The following is a 21,290-nucleotide window of genomic DNA, read 5'->3' as shown; positions in this document are numbered from 1 at the left end:
AAGGGGCTTCGGCCCCTTTTTTGTCGCCGCCATGTTGTGACGATGGAGCAGAGCAGATGTTTGCCTAAAAAAGAAACCCGCCATGGGCGGGTTGAAGGATTGCAACACTAACCAGGAGGAGGTGTTACCAAGTAGACCCCACCTCTTCGGTAATAGTTCAATTTTATTGGAGTTTTTTCGTTTTCTGCGCAGGGTTTCCATCGGGATCTGCGGGGGCGGATGGGTTATCATTCTGCTCCCGTCATCCGGTTGCAGAGGATCTATGCCCGCGTTCTCCTGGTTAGCGCTCTTTTTCGGCGCCTTCTATTTTGTCTACGGTGCTTACTTGCCGTTCTGGTCGCTCTGGCTGGAGGGGGGGGGCGTCAGCGCCGAGATGATTGGTCTCCTGCTGGGGGCGGGGATGGCGATCCGTTTTGCCGGCAACCTGATGGTGATGGGGCAGATCAAGGGGGCGGGCCATCTGCTGCCGGTTACCCGGTTGCTCTCCCTGCTCAGTCTGCTGGCGTTTCTCGGCTTCTATCTCAGTCATAACCTCTGGTGGCTGGTGGGTTTGACCCTGCTGGCGAACTTTATCTATCCGACCCTGATGCCAGTGGGGGAGGCGCTGGCGACCCGCATGGTGGTGCAGGCGCACCTCGATTACGGCAAGGTGCGACTGTGCGGCTCCTTTGCCTTTATCGTTGCCTCGACCCTGGTGGGGGCGCTGGTGGGCAACTTCGGTAGCGACTGGATTTTGCACACCATGGTGGCGGGGCTGGTGCTGATGCTGCTGCTCAGCTGGCTGCCGCTTTATCCGGCGCCACAGGATAGTCAGGGCGAGCGGGCCAAGGCCTCTTTGCTGGCGACTCTGCGCAGCGCACCGGTGCGCCGTTTCCTGTTGCTGACGGCGTTGCTGCAGGGGAGCCACGCCGCCTATTACGGTTTCAGCGCCATCTACTGGAAGGCGCAAGGATATAGCGGCACCATCATCGGCTATCTCTGGGCGCTCGGGGTGGTGGCCGAGATCTGCATGTTCGCCGCCGACAAGCGTTTCTTGCAGCGCTTTGGCGCCCAGAGTCTCTTTATCGCCGGAGCCATCGGTTGCGTGGTGCGCTGGGTATTGCTGGGGGCTTCGACCGAGCTGTGGGTACTGGTGCTGGGGCAATTGCTCCACTCGGTGACGTTTGGCATGAGCCATCTGGGGGCTGTGCGCTTCATGACCCGCCAGCTGCCCGCCGAGCAGTTGATCCCGACTCAGGCACTCTATGCGGCCCTTGGCCTCGGCATGACGGTGGCGGCCCTGATGGCACTTTGCGGCGTGCTGTTCGAGCCTCTTGGCGGCGGCATCTTCTTCCTGATGGTGCTGGTGGTGTTGCCGGTGTTCTTCCTGCGGCTGCGCCCCTTTGCGCCCTCTGCGCAGGAGAGGGCTCCAGCCTGATACAGCTCTATTTGAATCATCATCTGGAAAAAGGGAGAGCCACGGCTCTCCCTTTTTCGTTGTCGCGGTTGCGCTGTTACTGCTGCTCGCCCAGATAGAGGCGGCTGAGGCGGCGCCAGGTATCCGAGCCGATGGTGCCGGCAAGCAGCTCATTGGATGCAGCATCAAAGCGGCCATCCGGCAGCCAGCCCAGTTGGGGCAGCAGTTGCGCCATCGTCACGTCATTGTGCTGCAGCTCCCGCTCCAGCGCTTCCCAGAAGGCGCTCCCCTTGACGTAAAAGAGCGGGTAGTAGGAGCGATCGCCAGCCATCACCTCGCGAGCTGCCCGATAGAGGCCGCTCTCGCGATGGGGCAGCTGTTTGCCCCGCTCGGCCAGCTCGTTGACCGCCGTGACCTGATGCAGCCGAAAGCGGCGCAGTGCCTTGATGGCGAGGTACTCGGCGAGGCTTTCGTTGACCCAGGTGGGCTGTGGAGCTGTGCGGCGAGCGCTGAGGATATGCACCGCCTCGTGGGCCGAGGTGCGCAGCAGGCGCAAGGGGGCCTGTGGCGTCGGTTTGCCAGCCTCGGTGGGGTAGTTGGCGACAAACACCTGATCCCCAGCAGCGCCGCCAAGGGAGCGGGTCGCCACATCCCGCCCCAGCCACACCAGTTGCCACGGGTGAGTGGGCGGATCCACATCGAGCTGGAAGGCCAGATAGTCGATGATCTCATTCAGTTGCTGCTGCAAGGCCGGCAGATCGAGCTGGTTGGCGGTCTCGTCATGGCTCAGCACCAGCCGCGGATCCGGCTTGGTGACGGGCACTGTGTCCAGACCAAACGGCAGGATCAGCGGCGGCTGGTTGACATCCGGCAGTGGTTGGCAGCTGCCATCCGGCAGACAGACCTTTCCTTGGCGACTCCCCATCTGGCGCACAAAGTTACCCCATTCGGTCAATAGCCACTGGTTGGGAGCAAACAGCAGCGACTGTTGGGCCGAGGCATCAGCGCCCACTGTCGGAGCCGGTGTGAGCGTGATCTGCCAGCCGATCTCTTTGCAGGAGAAGGGCTGGTTGAGGGCAACCGGCTGGTTGTCTGCAAGGCAGACCAGCGCGGGGGAAACCGGCGTGGCACTGCCCGGCAACTGACGAGCGGGGAGCAGGGTAAAGGGAGGTTTGCCCTGCATGGTGAGGTGCACTTGCAGCACATTGGCGCTGGCGCCCTGCTCGATAAGGTAGCGGGGGCCGTTCGCGTCATTGCCAGCGCAGGCCCACAGCGGCAGCAGCCACAGGGCAAACAGGGTGATATGACGACTCATAAGAGGGTTAGCGCTCCTGCTCGTAGCCCAGCAGATCGCCGGGCTGGCATTTGAGTTCACGGCAGATGGCCTCCAGAGTGGAGAAGCGCACCGCCTTGGCGTGGCCATTCTTGAGGATCGAGAGGTTGGCCTCGGTGATGTCGATGCGCTGGGCAAGCTCGCGGGCGGTCATTTTGCGCTCGGCCAGCAGGGCATCGAGCCGGATGATAATGGGCATACGTTCCTCACACCGTCAGTTGCTGTTCATCGGCCAGCAGTTTGGCCTCGCGCATGACCAGTGCCAGCGCCAGTACGATCAGTCCCGCCAGCAGTACCCGGAAATCTGAGGTACTCAGCGCTATGGTACCGAGTACTTCCGGGCCTCTCATGGTGAGCACCGTATCCAGCAAGGGGGTCAGGATCAATTCGACCAGGAAAGTTGTACAGAGCAGCAGTCCGATCTGCCGGTAGCGGCGGATCTGCTCGAAGGTGAAGAGCAGACCGGCGCGGTAGCCGCGAAACAGCTGATGCAGTTGCCAGAGCATCATCATAAAGACCAGATCCGGCAACAGCTGCACCAGGGTGCCGAGCAGCCGGGTGGAGAAGTGAAGGGGATAGTCGGCAGGATTGATGCCGGGGCGGCTCAAGATGGTGTTGAGCTTCTCCTGCAGAAAATCGGCGCCACCGAAGGGGGTCCACACCTCCAGCAAAGTGATCAAAGGGGTAGCCAGCAGTGCCAGCAGTAGCAGCCATTCGATCAGCATGCTCGAGCGTTCGAGTTTGTTGGAGATCATCTCATTCCTCACTGTGATGGTTTTATCTGAAAGGTAAAGTTTATCGTTTATCAATATTCATATCGGCAATGTTTATTGTTTTGCGATATACAGTCAAGATAAAACTTATTGAAAAACGATAATTTCAATCTGTCCGAAGGGGATGACTTTTGGCTGCTGCCTCTCTAGACTGGCGAGACTGTATACAAAAACTCAACATGGACAAGGAGTTATCGATGCACCAGGGATGGCTGCTGATCGGATTGTCGCTCACCTATCTGGGGCTGCTGTTTCTGATCGCCTTCGTGGCAGACAAGCACAAACGGCACCGTCTCAAGGGGCAACCGCTGCTCTACAGCCTGTCGCTGGCGGTCTACTGCACCTCCTGGACCTTCTTCGGCACCGTGGGGCAGGCGAGTGAATCCCCCTGGTCGCCGGTGCCCATCTACCTTGGCCCCATGCTGGTCTTTCTGTTTGGCTGGCGGCTGCTGGCCCGCCTTATTCTGGTGGCCAAGCGCGAGCACATCACCTCCATCGCCGACTTTATCGCCGCCCGTTACGGCAAATCCCAGCGGCTCGCCATGGTGATCGCCCTCATCGCCATCATGGGGATCCTCCCCTATCTGGTGTTGCAGCTAAAAGCCATCGTCACCGGGCTGGATCTGCTGATGGTCAACAGCGGCGGCATCAGCCCGACCAGCAATACCAGCGAGCTGGCGCTCGGGGTCACTCTGCTGCTGGCGCTGTTCAGCATCCTGTTCGGCACCCGCCATCTCGATGCCACCGAGCACCACAGGGGGATGGTGGTGGCCATCGCTTTCGAGTCGGTGGTCAAATTGCTGGCCTTTATCGCGGTGGGGGGCTTCGCCCTCTGGCTGATCCTGAGCAAACCGGGCGAGGCTCACGAGCAGGTGACCCGCGACTTTTTTGCACAGGTGGTGGCGGTGAGCCCCGGCAACCTGCTGGAGCTTGCCATCTATACGGTGCTGGCGATGTGCGCCGTCATCTGCCTGCCGCGCCAGTTTCATGTGACTGTGGTGGAGAACAATCAGGGGCAGGATCTGCACTGGGCGCGCTGGATCTTCCCGCTCTACCTGTTCGTGATGGGGCTCTTTATCTGGCCGCTGGCGCTGGCGGGCAAGCAGTGGGTGGGTGCCGATATGGCCTCTGACACCTATGTGATCAGCCTGCCGATGGCCCTCGGGTTCGATGGCATGGCGATGCTGGCGTTTCTCGGCGGCACTTCGGCGGCCACCGGCATGGTAATCGTCTGCACCATCGCACTGGCGATCATGGTGAGCAACGATCTGGTGCTGCCGGTGCTGCTGCGCCGCTTCTGGCGGCAGGGGCGCGACGAGCGGCTGGTACGGCTGCTGTTGCAGGTGCGCCGTGGCGCCATCCTGCTGATCTTGCTGGCGGCCTGGGGGCTTTACCTCTGGCTCGGCGATCTCACCAGCTTGTCGCGCATCGGCTATCTCTCCTTTGGCGCGGTGGCCCAGTTTGCGCCGGCCCTGCTGCTCGGCCTCTACTGGCGTCACGGCAATCGCAAGGGGGTCTATCTTGGGTTGAGCCTCGGAGTGAGCCTCTGGTTCGTGACCCTGCTGGTGGAGAGCGGGCTGCTGGCCGGCTCACCGCTGGCCGAACTGCTGGCACCGCCGGACTGGCCCGCATTTCGCGAGCTGAGTCTCGGGGCCTGGTGCATCTTCCTGAGCCTGCTATTCAACCTGCTCGGTTATGTGGCGGGCTCGCTGCTGTCGCGCCCTGCGGTGAGCGAGCGGCTGCAGGCGGCCAACTTTGTCGGCAAGCCGAGCCGCGATACCGCCGCCCTCTATCAGGCGCGGGTCTCGGTCAAGGAGCTGGAGATGCTGGCGGCCCGCTTTGTCGGCTCAAGCCGGGTCAAGCGTGCGTTTGGTCGCTTCGCCGGTGAGCGGGGCGGCACCCTGGCGCCCCAGATGCAGGCTTCGGCCGAACTGATTGCCCACACCGAGCGGCTGCTGGCGGGGGTATTTGGCACCTCCTCGGCGCGGTTGGTGCTTGCCTCTGCCCTGCAGGGGCGCAATATGCAGCTCGAGGAGATCGCCACCATAGTCGATGAGGCCTCCGACGTGTTTCGCTTCAACCGCGGCCTGCTGCAGGGGGCGATCGAGCATATCGGGCAGGGGATCTCGGTGGTGGACAGGGAGCTTCGGCTGGTGGCCTGGAACCGCCGTTACATCGAGCTGTTCCACTATCCGCCGGGGCTTATTCAGGCAGGGCGCCCCATTGAAGAGATCATCCGCTACAACGCCCAGCAGGGGCTCTGTGGCCCCGGCGATATCGAGGATCACGTGGCGCGGCGGGTCGCCTTTATGAAGCGGGGCAGCGCCCATATCTCGGCGCGGGAGCGCCCGGATGGGCGGGTGATCGAGATGCAGGGCAACCCCATGCCCGCCGGCGGTTTTGTTATGACCTTTACCGACATCACGCCGTTTCGCGATGCGGAGCGGGTGCTGCGCGAAGCGAACGAACATCTGGAGGCACGGGTGGCCGAGCGCACCCGTGAGCTCTCCGAACTCAACCGCCAACTGCTGCTGGTGAACCAGCAGGTGGAGCGGGCCAATCAATCCAAGAGCCGTTTTCTGGCGGCGGTCAGCCACGATCTGACCCAGCCCCTCAATGCCGCCAAGCTGTTTACCTCCTCCCTGCTGGAGATGTTGCCCGATGCTGGCGAGCAGGCCCGCATCGCCCGCCATATCGATGATGCACTGGGGGCGACCGAGGATCTCATCACCGATCTGCTCGATATCTCGCGGCTCGAAGCGGGCAAGTTCAAGGCCAAGAAGCTCGACTTTGCCCTGCGCGATCTGCTCGACAACCTCAAGGCGGAGTTTGGCGTGCTGGCCCAAGCGGGGGGGATCCACTTCTCGGTGGTGGAGAGCAAGCACGCGGTACACAGCGATGTGCGGCTGCTGCGCCGGGTGCTGCAGAACTTCCTCACCAATGCGTTTCGCTACAACCCGGGTGGCCGGGTGCTGCTCGGTTGTCGCCGGATGGGGGAGAAGATCCGCATCGAGGTATGGGACAACGGCCCCGGCATCCCGCAGGACAAGCAGGAAGCTATTTTTGACGAGTTCTCCCGCCTCGATCACTCCCGCACCGCCAAGGAGCAGGGGCTGGGTCTGGGGCTCGCCATCGCCCGCGGCATCTCGCAGGTGCTCGGTCATCAGCTCACATTGCAGAGCTGGCCGGGCAAGGGATCGGTCTTTGCGGTGACCCTCAATCTGGCGACCCGGCCGGTCACGGCCCATCAGCTGGCGGCGCCGGTGGTGCGTGACAGCCAGCTGGAAGGAGTCGCCGTGCTCTGTATCGACAACGAGCGGGACATTCTGACCGCCATGAGCACCCTGCTCGGCCGTTGGGGCTGCGAGGTGCGCTGCGCCGTCGATCTGGTCGAAGCCGAGGAGCTGGTGGCACAAGGGTTTGTGCCGAGATTGGTGCTCTCCGACTATCACCTCGACGATGGCAAGACCGGGTTGGAGGCGCTCGCTGCCCTGCAACGGGTGTGTGGCGACGAGCTGGGAGGCATCATCATCAGTGCTGATCGCAAGAGCGAGTTGCAGGCGCAGATCCGCGAGCGGGGGTATGGCTACATCAGCAAACCGGTCAAACCGCTCAAACTGCGGGCCCTGATGAACAGCCTGCTGCTGCGCTAGCCGCATCCGGGGCGGCTAGCCGTGAACCGGCTCACAAAACCGTAGAATGATCCTGTGGCCCGTGGTCATGGATGAATGTCGAAAACAGAGATTTATTGGCGAAGATCTCTTCATCTCCCTGCGCAATCGCCGCCAGTTACAGTATTGGCTTGCCACTGTCGGTGAACGCCGACAGTGGCAGACCGGATTGGCTCACTCTATAGTCGGGATGCGATTTTTTGCATCGCAAATGAAGTAACTGAAGGGCAAACCGATCGCAAGATCGGGACGCAAAGCTTCCGGTCCAGGGATGAGCCGTACTTGAGATAGCGGGGCCACCACAGGTTGTTGTGCACCTTTGCCAAGAGGCCGCACTGCCGTCTGCGTTACCTGTCAGGGCGTAGCCCTTTTCGTTGCCAACATAACGAAATAGGGAAATAAAATAATGCTAAGTCCAAAGCCTACCATGCTGGCCCTCGCGGTCGGTCTGTGCTGCGCCTCGTCCGCTTATGCTGCGGCGCCCGGCAAGCCGACCATCGGATGGGGCCCCACCAAGTTTTCCATCGTTGAAGTCGATCAGGCAGCCACTGCCTACAACAATCTGGTCAGGGTAAAGGATGCCGCCGATGTGGAGGTGAACTGGAACCTCTGGAGCGGCGATCTGGGCCAGAGTGCCAAGGTGCTGCTCAATGGTCAGGAGGTGTGGTCCGGCCCCTCGGCCGCGGCGGGCAGCGCCAAATTCAAGGTGAAGAAAGGGGGGCGCTACCAGATGCAGGTGGCGCTGTGCAACACCGATGGCTGTACCCTCTCTGATGCCAAGGAGATCGTGGTCGCCGATACCGACGGCAGCCATCTGGCGCCACTCAAGGCGCCGCTGCAGGAGAACAACAAGCCCTACGCCAACAAGTCCGGCAAGGTGGTGGGGACTTATTATGTGGAGTGGGGCGTCTATGGCCGCAAGTTTACGGTTGACAAGATCCCGGCCCAGAACCTGACCCATATCCTCTATGGTTTCACCCCCATCTGCGGCGGGGATGGCCTCAACGACAGCCTCAAGGAGATCGAAGGGAGCTTCCAGGCGCTGCAACGGGCGTGCGCCGGCCGGGCTGACTTCAAGGTGGCGATGCACGATCCCTGGGCCGCCATCCAGATGCCGCAAGGCAGCCTCACCGCCCATGATGAGCCCTACAAGGGCAACTTTGGCGCTCTGATGGCGCTCAAGCAGGCCTATCCGAACCTCAAGATCCTCCCCTCGGTCGGCGGCTGGACCCTCTCCGATCCCTTCTATTTCCTCGGTGACAAAACCAAGCGCGATGTGTTTGTCGGCTCGGTGAAAGAGTTCCTGCAGACCTGGAAGTTCTTCGATGGTGTGGATATCGACTGGGAGTACCCAGGCGGACAGGGCGCCAACCCGAAACTGGGCAGCCCGAGCGATGGTGCCACCTATGTGGCCCTGATGAAGGAGCTGCGAGCCATGCTCGACGAGCTGGAGGCCGAGACCGGTCGCCAGTATGAGCTCACTTCCGCCATTGGAGCGGGGGGCGACAAGATCCAGGATGTGGACTACAAGGCGGCCCAGCCCTACATGGACCACATCTTCATGATGACCTACGACTACAACGGTGCCTGGAGCAACACCGAGCTGGGCCACCAGACCAACCTCTATGCGGCGAGCTGGGATCCCGATACCAAGTACACCACCGACAAGGCGGTCAATCAGCTGCTGGCGCAGGGGGTTGAGCCGGGCAAGCTGGTGGTTGGTGCCGCCATGTATGGCCGTGGCTGGACCGGGGTGAGCGGTTATCAGGGCAACAACCCCTTCACCGGCAAGGCGACCGGCAAGGTGAAAGGCACCTGGGAGGACGGGGTGGTGGATTACCGCGACATCGTCAACAACCGGATGGGGGCGGGCTGGGAGAAGGGCTACGACGAAGTGGCCGAGGCGCCCTATCTGTTCAAGGCGGCGACTGGCGACCTCATCACCTATGACAACGAGCGCTCGGTCAAGGCCAAGGGGCAGTATGTGCTGGCCAACAAGCTCGGTGGCCTCTTCTCCTGGGAGATCGATGCCGACAACGGCGACATCCTCAACGCCATTCACGAGGGGCTAGGCCACGGCGAGGGGACGCCTCCACCAGCCAACAAGCCGCCGCTGGCCAACGCGGGCAGTGACCTCAAGGTGACCGGCCCGACCGAGGTGACGCTGGATGGGTCGGCCTCCCACGATCCGGAAAACAGCGCGCTCAGCTACAGCTGGAAGCAGATCTCCGGCCCGCAGGCTGCCCTGCTCGATGCCACTCAGGCCAAGGCCCGTGTTGTACTCGATGCCGTGTCCGCCGACATCAATCTGGTGTTCGAGCTGACGGTGGCCGATGACCAGCAGTTGAGTGCCAAGGATCAGGTTGTTGTCACCAACAAGGCGCCGCAGGCCAATCTGGCGCCTGTGGTGAGTCTACCTGCTACGGCCTCTGTGGAGGCGGGCAAGCAGGTGACCATCAAGGCGACCGCCTCTGATCCGAACGGTGATCCGTTGACTTATCAGTGGAGTGTGCCGGCAGGCATCACCGCAACGGGTCAGAACAGCGCCACTCTGGTGGTGACCGGCCCGAGCGTAACCAGCGACACCGGCTATGACCTGAGCGTCACCGTCTCCGACGGCGGGCTGGATGCCAGCGCGGCAACCCGTCTGACGGTCAAACCGGCCAGCAGCGGCGGTGGTTGCACGGCGACCGATCCGGATGCGGCCAACTGGCCAGTCTGGCAAGCGGCAAGCACCTATAACAGCGGCGACAAGGTGAGCCACAACCAGCTGGTATGGCAGGCCAAGTACTGGACCCAGGGCAACGAGCCTAGCCGCACCGCGGATCAGTGGCTGCTGGTGAGCAAGGTGCAACTGGGTTGGGATGCCAATGTGGCCTACAACGGTGGCGAGCTCACCACCCATAACGGCCGTCAGTGGAAGGCGCAGTACTGGACCAAGGGCAATGAGCCTGGCAAACACGACGTCTGGCAGGATGTGGGAGCCGCCAGCTGTAAATAAGCATTGAATGGTGGCGGGGCATGCCAGTCATGCCCCGTTTTTTCTCCCCGCTTCGCCACATTCTGGCGGGTCTGCCAACCGGTTTCCCCAGCTTCTCTCGTGTCCCTGCAAAGTGCTCACTCTTGCCTAGTGATTAATGCTCTCCCCGATAGCTGGCATCTGTGCCGCACGTTGCTCTTTGTGGTGCCGCTTGTGTTGGTACATGTCGGCATCGGCTCTGGCAAACGCAGCGGCAAAGTCGCCGCGATAGGGGGCCATCCCCATGCTGCACGAGATAGTGGGGGAGGCGCTGGCCAGCATGGTCGTCAGCCCAGCCATCGCCTGTCGCAGCTCGGTCGGTGTCATAGTAGTGAGCAGCACAAACTCATCCCCGCCGAAGCGGGCGGCAATCACCCCCTGACCAAAGTGCTGGCGTATGCCTGCAGCGATAAGGCGCAGGGCCTGATCACCCGCCAAATGGCCACTGCTGTCATTTAGCTGTTTGAGATTATCCATGTCGATCAGCAGCAGGGTGCCTTCTGGCTGTGCTTGCAGAGCGAGTTCGAATTGCTGGCGATTGGCGAGCCCGGTCAGCTGGTCGGTATTGGCCAGCTGATAGATGCGGCGGGACTGCTGATAGATGGTGATGGCGTGGCGAATATCCCGCGCCAGGATCGCCATCAGGTGGCTGTCGTAGCGGGTAAAGGCATTACGTTTGCTGCTGTCCATATTGATCATGCCGTAGAGCTGACCATCGATATGGATCGGGGTCGCCAGCGTGGCCTGGATTGGCAGGTCGGTGCAGTTGACCAGCAGCTCTCTGTCCTGTTCGGACAGGGGCATGGTGGCATTTATCTTCGACAGGTCGTTGATCAGCAGTGTTTTGTTGCAGCGCCCCTGAGTCAGCTTGTACTGAAAGGTGTGCTCCAGCGGCAGATTGATCCGCCGCAGTTTCACCAGATCCATGCCGATGGCCGCTTCATATCTCAACATGCCTGTGCCCGGCAGCAGCTTGATCAGGCAGCCCATCTCGGCTCCCGGGATCAACATTACGGCTCGTCTGAGCAGATCCTCCAGAAAGGCCTCTTCGGTCTGGTATTGCGCCGAGTTGCGGGCCAGCTCGGCGGTGGTTTCGTTGATCTTGAGCGCCTCACTCAGATGCTGCCACTGGCGGTGCAGATGGTAGCGGTAGTGGCGATAGAGCCAGAAGGTGCAGATAAGGTAGCTCTGGACTAGCAAGGTGCTGGCAAGCGGCGCCCTTTGCCAGCCATTGAGGCTGTTGATAAGCCAGATCATCCCGGCCAGTGGCAAGGCATAAATCGTCAAACGAACAAATTTGTCGTATCTGGATAACCGGGTGCGTGAGGGCAGTTCGTTGGGCATGAAGACACCTGCTGGCCATGCAAAGCGGCGATTATAAATTCATTAGTTGCGATACAGATGGGTCTTTTGTCGCATATTGTTCTTACTCATTGATTTTTCTCAATTTGGTGTGATGCAGATCAAAAAAATGGTGTGAGGTATCTGGTTGGAGGTGATGAGATTATCTCTGCATATCCGGCTGTTTTTTAAACATTAATTTCTTTAAAGTGGGTAATTGTCGGGGTTGGTAACTGGTGGGCTGGCAATGGTCCGATTTGCTTACTTATCAGAATTACCCTACAGTCAATCGGCGATTATTTATCGCCAGAAATAACGTTGTGACAAGGGCAAACCGATTGAAAAGTCGGGACGCAAAGCTTCCGGTCTAAGGGTCAAGACGACCTAGGATAGCGGGGCCACCACAGTAGAATGCAGGCTGCCTTTGCCAAGGGGTGGCCGTTTTTGTGTCACCTGTCGTGTTGCGTTGCCCTTTCGTTTTTCCCATAACGAAACGAAAAGGAAAGCAATATGCTAAGTCCAAAACCCGCACTGCTGGCCATGATGGTCGGTACCCTGCTCGCCTCCTCCGCCGCTTATGCGGCAGCTCCCGGCAAACCCGCCATCGGTTGGGGTCCCACCAAGTTTGCCATCGTCGAAGTCAGCCAGTCCGCGACCGCTTATAACGAGCTGGTCAAGGTGAAGGATGGCGCCGATGTGACCGTCACCTGGAATCTCTGGAACGGCGATATTGGCCAGAGTGCCAAGGTGCTGCTGGATGGCAAGGAGGTGTGGTCCGGTCCCTCTTCCGCCGCGGGTACCGCCACCTTCAAGGTGCACAAGGGGGGGCGCTATCAGATGCAGGTCGCGCTGTGCAACGGCGATGGCTGTACCCTGTCTGATGCCAAGGAGATCGTGGTCGCCGATACCGATGGCAGCCACCTTGCGCCGCTCAAGCCTGCTCTGCAGGAGAATAACAAACCCTATGTCAACAAGTCCGGCAAGGTGGTCGGTACCTACTATGTGGAGTGGGGGGTCTATGATCGCAACTTCACCGTGGACAAGCTGCCGGCCCAAAACCTGACCCATATCCTCTATGGCTTCACCCCGATCTGTGGCGGTGATGGCCTCAACGACAGCCTCAAAGAGATTTCTGGCAGCTTCCAGGCGTTGCAACGTGCCTGTGCCGGGCGCAAGGATTTCCAGGTCGCCATTCACGATCCCTGGGCCGCGCTGCAAAAAGGGCAGGGGTCACTGGTCGCCTGGGATGAGCCCTACAAGGGCAACTTCGGCAATCTGATGGCCCTCAAACAGGCCTATCCTGACCTGAAGATCCTCCCCTCCGTCGGTGGCTGGACCCTCTCCGACCCCTTCTTCTTCATGCATGACAAGGTCAAGCGTGACGTGTTCGTCGCCTCGGTCAAAGAGTTCCTGCAGACCTGGAAGTTCTTCGACGGTGTCGATATCGACTATGAGTTCCCGGGGGGCGATGGCGCCAACCCCAATCTGGGGGACAAGACCAAAGATGGTGAAACCTATGTGCTGATCATGAAGGATCTGCGCGCCATGCTCGACGAGCTGGAGGCCGAGACCGGTCGCACCTATCAGCTCACCTCCGCCATCGGTGCCGGTTACGACAAGATTGAGGATGTGGATTACAAGGCTGCCCAGCAGTACATGGACCACTTCTTCGTGATGAGTTACGACTACAACGGTGCCTGGAGCAATACCTCCCTGGGTCATCAGGCCAACCTCTATCAGGCTACCAACGGCTCGGCCAACAAGCGCTACAACACTGATGCAGCGGTGCAGCAACTGCTGGCGCAGGGGGTCGACTCCGGGAAGCTGGTGATCGGTGCCGCCGCCTACGGTCGCGGCTGGAAAGGGGTGAGCGGATATCAGGGCAACGATCCCTTCACCGGCACCGCCACCGGCAAGATCAAGGGCACCTGGGAAGATGGCGTGCTGGATTATCGCCACATCGTCAACAGCCATATGGGCGCAGGCTGGGAGTACAACTACGACGAGACTGCCGAAGCGGCCACCCTGTTCAAGCCCTCTACCGGCGAGCTGATCACCTATGACGACGAGCGCTCGGTCAAGGCGAAAGGCCAATACGTGCTGGCCAACAAGCTGGGCGGGCTCTTCTCCTGGGAGATCGATGCCGACAACGGCGACATCCTTAACGCCATGCATGAAGGTCTCGGTCACGGTGAAGGGGTCACTCCGCCAGCCAACAAGCCGCCAGTAGCCAACGCGGGCAGCGATCTGAGTGTCACCGGCCCGACCGAGGTGACGCTGAACGGCTCCGCCTCCCACGACCCGGAAAATGGCACCCTCACCTATAGCTGGAAGCAGGTCTCCGGCCCGCAGGCAGCCCTGCTAGATGCCACTCAGGCCAAGGCCCGGGTTGTACTCGATGCGGTGTCCGCCGACATCAATCTGGTGTTCGAGCTGACGGTGACCGATGACCATCAACTGACCGCCAGGGATCAGGTGGTGGTGACCAACAAGGCGCCGCAGCCCAACCTGCCTCCAGTGGTCACTCTGCCCGCCAGCGTCAAGGTGGAAGAGGGCAAGCAGGTGAGCATCACCGCCAAGGCATCCGACCCCAATGGCGACGAGCTGATCTACCAGTGGCAAGTGCCTGCCGGTATCACGGCGACCGGCCAGAACAGCGCCACCCTGGTGGTCACCGGCCCGGCGGTGGATGTCGAAACCGGTTATGACCTCTCTGTGACCGTCTCCGATGGCGCACTCGATGCCAACGCGGCCACCCGTCTCACCGTCACGCCAATCAACGAAGGTGGTGAGGGTGGCTCTTGCAACACCACAGATCCGGAAGCAGCCAACGTTCCCGCATGGCAGGCCAGCAAGGTCTACAACGGCGGTGACAAGGTGAGCCATAACCAGCTGGTATGGCGTGCCAAGTACTGGACTCAGGGTAATGAGCCGAGCCGAGCCGCCGATCAGTGGGCGCTGGTGAGTCAGGTTGATCTGGGCTGGAACGCAGCCGTTGCCTACAACGGCGGGGATCTCACCAACCACAACGGCCGTCAGTGGAAGGCCAAGTGGTGGACTCAAGGCAATGAGCCGGGCAAGCACGATGTCTGGCTGGATATCGGGGCAGCAAGCTGTAACTGAGGCCTCCTCACCGATGACGGGGCATGGCGACATGCCCCTCATTCCCGGTAGCAATATGAACGAGAACCCGACAATGACCACAAATGTGACCCGAATCGCTGCCTTCATCATGGCAACCCTGGCGGCTGGCCCCCTGTCTGCCGCCACCTCGCCCCTGATATTCAATGACACGACACCGCAAAGCGATCTGGCGGGTAGCTTGGCTGCCAGTGTGCAGTTTGCCCAGAGCCAGATCCTGCCGTCTCATCCCAAGGAGGGGGATCGCCAACCCATCCTGACCAGCCTGCGCAAGAGCCTGCTGCTGGTGAAACCACTCCAGGCCGACGGGGTGACCCCCATAACGGTGGAGGCCCGTGACGGCAGCGGCAAGCTGCTTGGCACCCTGACCTTGTCGCCGCCATCGGCGCTGCCAGAGACGGTCTACCATCTCGCGGGGGCTCCAGAAGGGGGAGTGAGTTTCATCCCGGAGAGCGGCACCACTGCCGTCATCAGCAGCAGTGCTGATTTGGCCAAACTGAACGACAAGAGCGGCGCCTTTCTCAAGGATCGGCTGACTGGTCGCGCGCTGGTGGAGATCCAGACTGCCGACGGCCGCTGGGTTCGGGATATCTACCTGCCCGTGAGCCCGGAGCTGGAGGGCAAGATGGTGCGGATCCGCTCCAGCGCCGGTTATAACTCGACGGCCTTCTATGGCGAGCGACAGGTGACCGTCTCCCGTGGCCAGACCCTGCAATTCAAGTTTGCCAATGGGCAGTGGTTCCGCGAGGGGGAGCTGGAGAACAACCGCATCACCTATGCAGCGGATACCTGGAGCGGCGAGCTGCCTGCCGAGTGGATCCAGCCCGGACTGACCCTCTCCGTTCGTCAGGGCAATCTCAGTGGTGAACTGCGTGACATCAAGGTCGGCGCCCCCGGCGAGCTGCTGCTGCACACCATCGACATCGGCATGCTCACCACACCACGGGATCGCTTTGCCTTTGCCAATGACAAGGAAGCCCATCGCGAATACTTCCAGACCATTCCGGCCAGCCGGATGATTGTCAGTCAGTATGCACCGCTCTCCCTGCCTGAGGTGATGCTGCCCAACGGCACCCTGCTGACCGATTTTGACCCGAGCGAAGGGGGCTGGCATGGCGGCACCATGCGTCAGCGCATCGGCAAGGAGCTTATCTCCCACGGGATCGACAATGCCAACTACGGCATCAACAGCAGCGCCGGTGAAGGGGAGGGAAGCCATCCCTTTGTGGTGGCCCAGCTGACGGCGCACAACAGTCGCGGCAAGTATGCCAATGGAGTTCAGGTGCACGGTGGTTCCGGTGGCGGTGGCATCGTCACGCTGGATGATTCGCTGGGCAACGAGTTCAGCCACGAGGTGGGCCACAACTTCGGCCTTGGCCACTATGTGGATGGTTTCCGCGGCTCGGTTCATCGCAGTGCCGATCAGCTCAACTCCAGCTGGGGCTGGGACAGTGACAAACACCGTTTCATCCCCAACTTCTCGCCGACCCGCACCAATGAGGATGCCTGTCTGGATGACCAGTGCCAGCCTCCGTTCGATGGCCGCAAGTTTGGCCACGATGCGATGGCGGGCGGCCGCCCCCTCTCCGGTGCCAACCGTTTCACCCTCTATACCCCCAATTCCGCCGCCATCATCCAGCGTTTTCTGGAGAGCAAGGCAGTGTTCGATGCCAACTCGGCCACCGGCTTTAGCAAGTGGAACAGTGCGACGGCCAGGATGGAGCCCTATCAGCACACAATCGAGGGGATCGAGAAGGTCGATGCCCCCATGGATGCCCTGAGCGAGGCAGGACTGAGTGCCCTGCTGGCGGATTACGGCTTGGTCAGGGTCGCCATGTGGGATGGTCGCTGGACCCGTGATATCCGGGTGCCGATTGCCTCTGCGGACAACCGGGGGCGCAGTCTGACCATCGATCACGGGGCCGGTTACAACAGCCACCTTTTTATCAACGGCAAGGATATCTTGGTGAGCAGGGGCTTCAAGAAGAGCTTCACCTCGGATGGCCAGAGCTGGGTGGAGGTCTCCCCTATCGATACCAAGGTTGCGCGCAAGCCCGAGCAGTTCGGCGCGCCGGTGACCACCCTAGTGGGCTATTACGATCCGCAAGGAGCCCTGCGCAGCTATATCTATCCGGCGCTGCACGGTGCCTACGGCTTCACCTATCCGGATGACAGCAGCACCCTGTCCGGCAATGACTGTCAGTTGCAGGTGGAGACCCGCGATGGTCTACAGCGCTTCAGGCTGGCCAATCACCGGGCGGCCAGCAGCGTCATGAACAAGTTCCACATCAACCTGCCCACCGCCAGCGAGCCAGGTCGCGCCACTATCCAGTGCCGTGGCCAGACACTGGTACAGCAGAGCTTGCTGCCACCGCAGCAGTCACTCTCCTTTACCGTCAACGGGCGGCCGCTGGAGCAGGGCGTGGTTGAGAACCGGCCTCCGGTGGTGACCGTACCGGCGCAGCTCGGCGGCATCGGCGGTGAGTGGCTGACCGTCACTGCCGAGGCGAGGGATCCCGAGGGGGATGCGCTCAGCTACCGTTGGCACTTCCCAGCGGGCTGGCAGGCGGAAGGCGAGACCAGTGCCAACCTGCGTCTGTTACCGCCGGCTGTCACCACCAGCGAGCAGCATGAGCTGAGTGTGAACGTCTCGGACGGGGTACATCAGAGTGAAGGGCGCGTCGTGCTGACGCTGGCGCCCGTGGTCGACGGCTCTTGCAACACCACAGATCCGGAAGCGGCCAGCGTTCCCGCATGGCAGGCCAGCAAGGTCTACAACGGCGGCGACAAGGTGAGCCATAACCAGCTGGTATGGCGTGCCAAGTATTGGACTCAGGGCAATGAACCGGGCCGCGCCGCCGATCAGTGGGCGCTGGCGAGTCAGGTTGAGCTGGGCTGGAGCGCCGCCGTTGCCTACAGCGGCGGTGAGCTGACCAACCACAATGGCCGTCAGTGGAAGGCCAAGTGGTGGACTCAAGGCAACGAGCCGGGCAAGCACGATGTCTGGCTGGATGTCGGGGCGGCAAGCTGCCCCTAGGTTGAGTCCATGATGAAGATGGCGGAGCCTGTTCAGGCGGGCTCTGCCTTTTGCCACAAAACCATAGAGAGCAACAATAATGAAAAAAAACCGCATCACCCTTCTGCTTGCCGGCATGATGCTGAGCGGCCACCTGTGGGCGGCCGAGGCATACGACATCAACAAATCCTATCCGGGCGGCAGCCAGGTCAATTACAACGGCCAGGTTTTTGAGGCCAAGTGGTGGGTCAACCCGGGTCAGACTCCCGGCATGGCGGCCGCCAATGAGTGGGATACCCCGTGGAAGCTTGTCGGCGAAGGGGAAGTGACCCCGCCGGACACCGGTGGCGATGACAAGCCCAATCCGCCGACGCCAACCCCGCCGGATGGCAGTACCACCCCCGTCTATATGAGCCAGGCCGAGCTGGATGCCAAAGAGAAGGCGCTGACCGACTTCCCGGCGATGGAAGCGGTCAAGGCCTCCATCGCTACTCGGGACAATCTGGTGGTCGAGGCGGTACAGCCGGGCCGTGCCGACAACCTGGGCAACGTCAAGCGGGTCGAAAGCCTTCTGAGCGAGAGCCAGTTCAACTACCTCTTCCCGCTACGCGCCCCCGAGTACACCTATCGTGGCCTGTTGCAGGCGGCGGCCAAGTTCCCGGCCCTGTGCAGCGACTACAGCGATGGCCGCGATGCCGATGCCATCTGCCGTAAGACGTTGGCAACCATGTTCGCCCACTTCGCCCAGGAGACCGGCGGCCATGAACACTGGCGCCCGGAAGCCGAGTGGCGTCAGGCGCTGGTCTACGTGCGCGAGATGGGATGGAATGAGACCATGCGCGGCGGTTACAACGCCGAGTGCCGTCCCGATGTGTGGCAGGGTCAGCAGTGGCCGTGCGGTACGTTCGACAATGGCGAGTTCAAGAGCTACTTTGGCCGCGGCGCCAAACAGCTCTCCTACAACTACAACTACGGCCCCTTCTCCGAGGCGATGTTCGGCACGGTACGCACCCTGCTCGACCGCCCCGATCTGGTGGCCGACACCTGGCTGAACCTCGCCAGTGCGGTGTTCTTCTATACCTATCCGCAGCCGCCCAAGCCCTCCATGCTCCATGTCATCGATGGCACCTGGCAGCCGAATGACCATGACAAGCAGAACGGTCTGGTGCCGGGCTTCGGGGTCACCACCCAGATCATCAACGGTGGGGTGGAGTGCGGCGGCCCGGTCGAGCACGCCCAGTCCCAGAATCGCATCAACTACTACCGCGAGTTTGCCAACTACCTCGGGGTGGCGGTGCCATCCGATGAGGTGCTGGGTTGCAAGAACATGAAGGTGTTTGACGACAATGGCGCCGGTGCCTTGCCCATCTATTGGGAGCAGGACTGGAGCTATGTGGCAGAGAACCCCAACGGTGGCAAGAGCTATGCGTGCAAGCTGGTGGGCTACCAGACCCGTTTCAGCGCCTTCAAGGCAGGGGATTACAGCCGCTGCGTTCAGCACTTCTATCCGGAGGTGGTGATCGAGGATAACGGCGGTGGCACCAACCTGCCGCCGGTGGCCAATATCACTGGCCCGGCGCAGGCCGAAGGTGGCAGCAAGGTGACTCTCTCTGGCCAGCACTCTAGCGATCCGGAAGGCAAGTCGCTCTCCTATGCCTGGACTATCCCGGCTGGAGCCTCTGCCCCGGCACTGGATCAGGTCACTCTGGAGTTGACCCTGCCCAAGCCGGCCAGCGATACCAAGCTGGAAATCAAACTGACGGTCACAGATGAAGGTAATCTGAGCCGCAGCACCACCCATAGCCTGCTGGTGAAAGGAGAGGAGGGGGGCGTAACGCCGCCTGACTATCCGGCCTATAAAGAGGGGACTCCCTACAAGGCGGGCGAGCTGGTCAGCAACGGCGGTGCCAGCTACGAGTGCAAACCGCACCCCTACACCGGCTGGTGTGCAGGTGCTGCCTGGGCTTATGAGCCGGGCAAGGGTACGGCCTGGGCCGATGCCTGGATCAAGCTCTGAGCCGTTTCAGGGTTACAAGGCTTGCCGACAAGCCAGTGCACTATTCAGTGCAATGACAATCCGGAGCAATAAAAGATGGGGCCTGCGGGCCCCATTCTTGTTTGGTGGAGTTCAGGTTTGGCCGTGGAACATCTGGCCCGGACAGGACAGCGCCTCGAAAGGGCTGTGTGATGATGTGTGTTGTTTTTTTATTACATTTTCCGTGAAAGGCTTTCAGCAATTACTTGCCGTAGCGGAAGTAGTATTCACGGGTGGAGGGGGCATAGGCATCTTTCTCTACAACGCCGTTCTTGGTAGTTGCACCGCGCAGGTGGAACAGGACTGCCAGATTCTCAAACATGGTTTACCTCATCGCTCTGTCATTTATGGTTATGGTATGTGACCTGGGTCACGGTTTGATCCTATGGTCATTTGTGAGCCAGATCAACTTTCCGTGTTGTAAATTTACAAAAATCATGGAAAGGGTTTTCAAATGCAATGCCCTTTATGGAAAGGCTTTCCCGAGGTGACGGGGGAGAAGCTGACGATCAGCCTGCAAAAGATGCCTGAGAGCGGGGGCGTTGCACGGGGAAAGAGGCTTGCTGCACGGCCTCTCCTTTATAGGTGCTTGAGCCGATTTGTGACATAAAACAGAGAGATAGCACGCGTCTTGCTGGTAAAAACAGCGAACTGCTGCAATTTTGACTAAACGAATCAGTCGCGGTTATTTTAGGGTTGACAGCAAAGCGGGTGATGCCTATCATGCGCCTCCGTTGCCGGAGATAACTTCGGTGGCGCCGAGGTGAGTTGGGGTTATAGCTCAGCTGGGAGAGCGCTTGCATGGCATGCAAGAGGTCCGCGGTTCGATCCCGCGTAGCTCCACCAAATTCTCCTCGAACAATCTGGAATCAAAGGGGTTATAGCTCAGCTGGGAGAGCGCTTGCATGGCATGCAAGAGGTCCGCGGTTCGATCCCGCGTAGCTCCACCAGATTCTTGATTGTGATTGAATACCCAGGGCAGTGTGGTGTGTATCACCCAAGCCGACCTTTGTGGGGTTATAGCTCAGCTGGGAGAGCGCTTGCATGGCATGCAAGAGGTCCGCGGTTCGATCCCGCGTAGCTCCACCACTATTTAGGATGAATGGCCGCCAGAACCATTTATTCAGTACCGAATTTGGGGTTATAGCTCAGCTGGGAGAGCGCTTGCATGGCATGCAAGAGGTCCGCGGTTCGATCCCGCGTAGCTCCACCAAATTCAGAGTGACAGCCGGTCATTCACAAAAATCGGGGTTATAGCTCAGCTGGGAGAGCGCTTGCATGGCATGCAAGAGGTCCGCGGTTCGATCCCGCGTAGCTCCACCAAATTGTTGTTACAAGAAACAAAAAGGCCACCGCATCGCGGTGGCCTTTTTGTTTTCTCTTGTCCCGTCCTGAATATGGTTTACACGCTTTCCCCCCCAATAAATGGAGAACCCGATGGGACAAGGTGTGAAACGGACACAGCGCGATTACTCGCTGACTTTTAAACTGGCGCTGGTCGAGCAGATTGAAAAAGGCGAGCTCACCTACAAACAGGCTCAGGTGCGTTATGGCATTCAGGGCCG

10 protein-coding genes, 5 tRNA genes, 1 pseudogene and 2 riboswitches are annotated in these 21,290 nt (G+C 60.6%); of the genes and pseudogenes, 12 read left to right on the top strand and 4 right to left on the bottom strand.

What is annotated here, in order from left to right; translation table 11 throughout:
- The first annotated feature begins 262 nt into the window (after positions 1-262).
- Positions 263-1,417 (top strand): 3-phenylpropionate MFS transporter, encoded by a 1,155-nt coding sequence (locus AB5Y90_RS16200; protein WP_368167250.1) that lies wholly within the window; start codon positions 263-265, stop codon positions 1,415-1,417.
- A gap of 76 nt (positions 1,418-1,493) precedes the next feature.
- On the opposite strand, the gene AB5Y90_RS16195 is transcribed toward AB5Y90_RS16200, so the two are convergent.
- From AB5Y90_RS16195 to AB5Y90_RS16185, 3 genes are read right to left on the bottom strand one after another with little or no spacing between them, the layout of a single operon-like run.
- Complete coding sequence (locus tag AB5Y90_RS16195) at positions 1,494-2,711, bottom strand: hypothetical protein (protein ID WP_368167249.1); 1,218 nt, start codon at positions 2,709-2,711, stop codon at positions 1,494-1,496.
- Positions 2,712-2,718: 7 nt separating this feature from the next.
- Entirely contained in the window at positions 2,719-2,928 is a 210-nt protein-coding gene (locus AB5Y90_RS16190; protein ID WP_005335250.1) for a helix-turn-helix transcriptional regulator, read from the bottom strand.
- A 7-nt stretch (positions 2,929-2,935) separates the two neighbouring features.
- On the bottom strand, positions 2,936-3,484 hold the full coding sequence (locus tag AB5Y90_RS16185; RefSeq protein WP_368167247.1) for a DUF2975 domain-containing protein: 549 nt from the start codon (positions 3,482-3,484) through the stop codon (positions 2,936-2,938).
- Between the two features lie 215 nt (positions 3,485-3,699).
- On the opposite strand from AB5Y90_RS16185, the gene AB5Y90_RS16180 reads away from it, so the two are divergent.
- Together AB5Y90_RS16180 and AB5Y90_RS16175 are read left to right on the top strand one after the other, a co-directional pair.
- On the top strand, positions 3,700-7,155 hold the full coding sequence (locus AB5Y90_RS16180; RefSeq protein WP_342401009.1) for a PAS domain-containing hybrid sensor histidine kinase/response regulator: 3,456 nt from the start codon (positions 3,700-3,702) through the stop codon (positions 7,153-7,155).
- 234 nt (positions 7,156-7,389) lie between these two features.
- A riboswitch (cyclic di-GMP riboswitch) is annotated at positions 7,390-7,477 on the top strand.
- A 102-nt stretch (positions 7,478-7,579) separates the two neighbouring features.
- Positions 7,580-10,174: a glycosyl hydrolase family 18 protein gene (locus AB5Y90_RS16175; RefSeq protein WP_368167246.1), complete on the top strand. Its 2,595-nt coding sequence runs from the start codon at positions 7,580-7,582 to the stop codon at positions 10,172-10,174.
- A gap of 126 nt (positions 10,175-10,300) precedes the next feature.
- Here the strand turns inward: AB5Y90_RS16175 and AB5Y90_RS16170 are convergent, their stop codons facing one another.
- Complete coding sequence (locus tag AB5Y90_RS16170) at positions 10,301-11,536, bottom strand: diguanylate cyclase (RefSeq protein WP_368167244.1); 1,236 nt, start codon at positions 11,534-11,536, stop codon at positions 10,301-10,303.
- A gap of 315 nt (positions 11,537-11,851) precedes the next feature.
- Positions 11,852-11,939, top strand: a riboswitch (cyclic di-GMP riboswitch).
- Between the two features lie 104 nt (positions 11,940-12,043).
- Between AB5Y90_RS16170 and AB5Y90_RS16165 the strand changes: the two genes are divergently transcribed.
- The 9 genes and pseudogenes from AB5Y90_RS16165 to AB5Y90_RS16125 all read left to right on the top strand — a co-directional run.
- Entirely contained in the window at positions 12,044-14,656 is a 2,613-nt protein-coding gene (locus AB5Y90_RS16165) for a glycosyl hydrolase family 18 protein (RefSeq protein ID WP_368167243.1), read from the top strand.
- Positions 14,657-14,729: 73 nt separating this feature from the next.
- Positions 14,730-17,711, top strand: a complete 2,982-nt coding sequence (locus AB5Y90_RS16160; RefSeq protein ID WP_368167242.1) for a M66 family metalloprotease — start codon at positions 14,730-14,732, stop codon at positions 17,709-17,711.
- A gap of 79 nt (positions 17,712-17,790) precedes the next feature.
- Entirely contained in the window at positions 17,791-19,707 is a 1,917-nt protein-coding gene (locus tag AB5Y90_RS16155) for a glycoside hydrolase family 19 protein (protein WP_368167240.1), read from the top strand.
- Between the two features lie 788 nt (positions 19,708-20,495).
- Positions 20,496-20,571, top strand: a tRNA-Ala gene (locus tag AB5Y90_RS16150).
- A 28-nt stretch (positions 20,572-20,599) separates the two neighbouring features.
- Positions 20,600-20,675: transfer RNA gene (locus AB5Y90_RS16145), tRNA-Ala, on the top strand.
- Positions 20,676-20,738: 63 nt separating this feature from the next.
- Positions 20,739-20,814 (top strand) — tRNA-Ala (locus AB5Y90_RS16140).
- Positions 20,815-20,862: 48 nt separating this feature from the next.
- Positions 20,863-20,938 (top strand) — tRNA-Ala (locus tag AB5Y90_RS16135).
- Between the two features lie 34 nt (positions 20,939-20,972).
- A tRNA-Ala gene (locus AB5Y90_RS16130) sits at positions 20,973-21,048 on the top strand.
- A gap of 114 nt (positions 21,049-21,162) precedes the next feature.
- Positions 21,163-21,290 (top strand): annotated as a pseudogene (locus AB5Y90_RS16125) (IS3 family transposase); the annotation flags it as partial.

It is taken from the genome of Aeromonas sp. R4-1 (genome assembly GCF_040908325.1).
GTDB lineage: Bacteria > Pseudomonadota > Gammaproteobacteria > Enterobacterales > Aeromonadaceae > Aeromonas > Aeromonas veronii.
Note: the sequence above shows the minus strand (reverse complement) of the source record. Positions and strands in the feature narration are given on the sequence as shown.

What these genes read in the sequence shown, in the direction of transcription:
- AB5Y90_RS16200 (WP_368167250.1), top strand. Translation starts at nt 263, where the DNA reads ATGCCCGCGTTCTCCTGGTTAGCGCTCTTTTTCGGCGCCTTCTATTTT.
- AB5Y90_RS16195 (WP_368167249.1), bottom strand. Translation starts at nt 2,711, where the DNA reads ATGAGTCGTCATATCACCCTGTTTGCCCTGTGGCTGCTGCCGCTGTGG.
- AB5Y90_RS16190 (WP_005335250.1), bottom strand. Translation starts at nt 2,928, where the DNA reads ATGCCCATTATCATCCGGCTCGATGCCCTGCTGGCCGAGCGCAAAATG.
- AB5Y90_RS16185 (WP_368167247.1), bottom strand. Translation starts at nt 3,484, where the DNA reads ATGATCTCCAACAAACTCGAACGCTCGAGCATGCTGATCGAATGGCTG.
- AB5Y90_RS16180 (WP_342401009.1), top strand. Translation starts at nt 3,700, where the DNA reads ATGCACCAGGGATGGCTGCTGATCGGATTGTCGCTCACCTATCTGGGG.
- AB5Y90_RS16175 (WP_368167246.1), top strand. Translation starts at nt 7,580, where the DNA reads ATGCTAAGTCCAAAGCCTACCATGCTGGCCCTCGCGGTCGGTCTGTGC.
- AB5Y90_RS16170 (WP_368167244.1), bottom strand. Translation starts at nt 11,536, where the DNA reads ATGCCCAACGAACTGCCCTCACGCACCCGGTTATCCAGATACGACAAA.
- AB5Y90_RS16165 (WP_368167243.1), top strand. Translation starts at nt 12,044, where the DNA reads ATGCTAAGTCCAAAACCCGCACTGCTGGCCATGATGGTCGGTACCCTG.
- AB5Y90_RS16160 (WP_368167242.1), top strand. Translation starts at nt 14,730, where the DNA reads ATGACCACAAATGTGACCCGAATCGCTGCCTTCATCATGGCAACCCTG.
- AB5Y90_RS16155 (WP_368167240.1), top strand. Translation starts at nt 17,791, where the DNA reads ATGAAAAAAAACCGCATCACCCTTCTGCTTGCCGGCATGATGCTGAGC.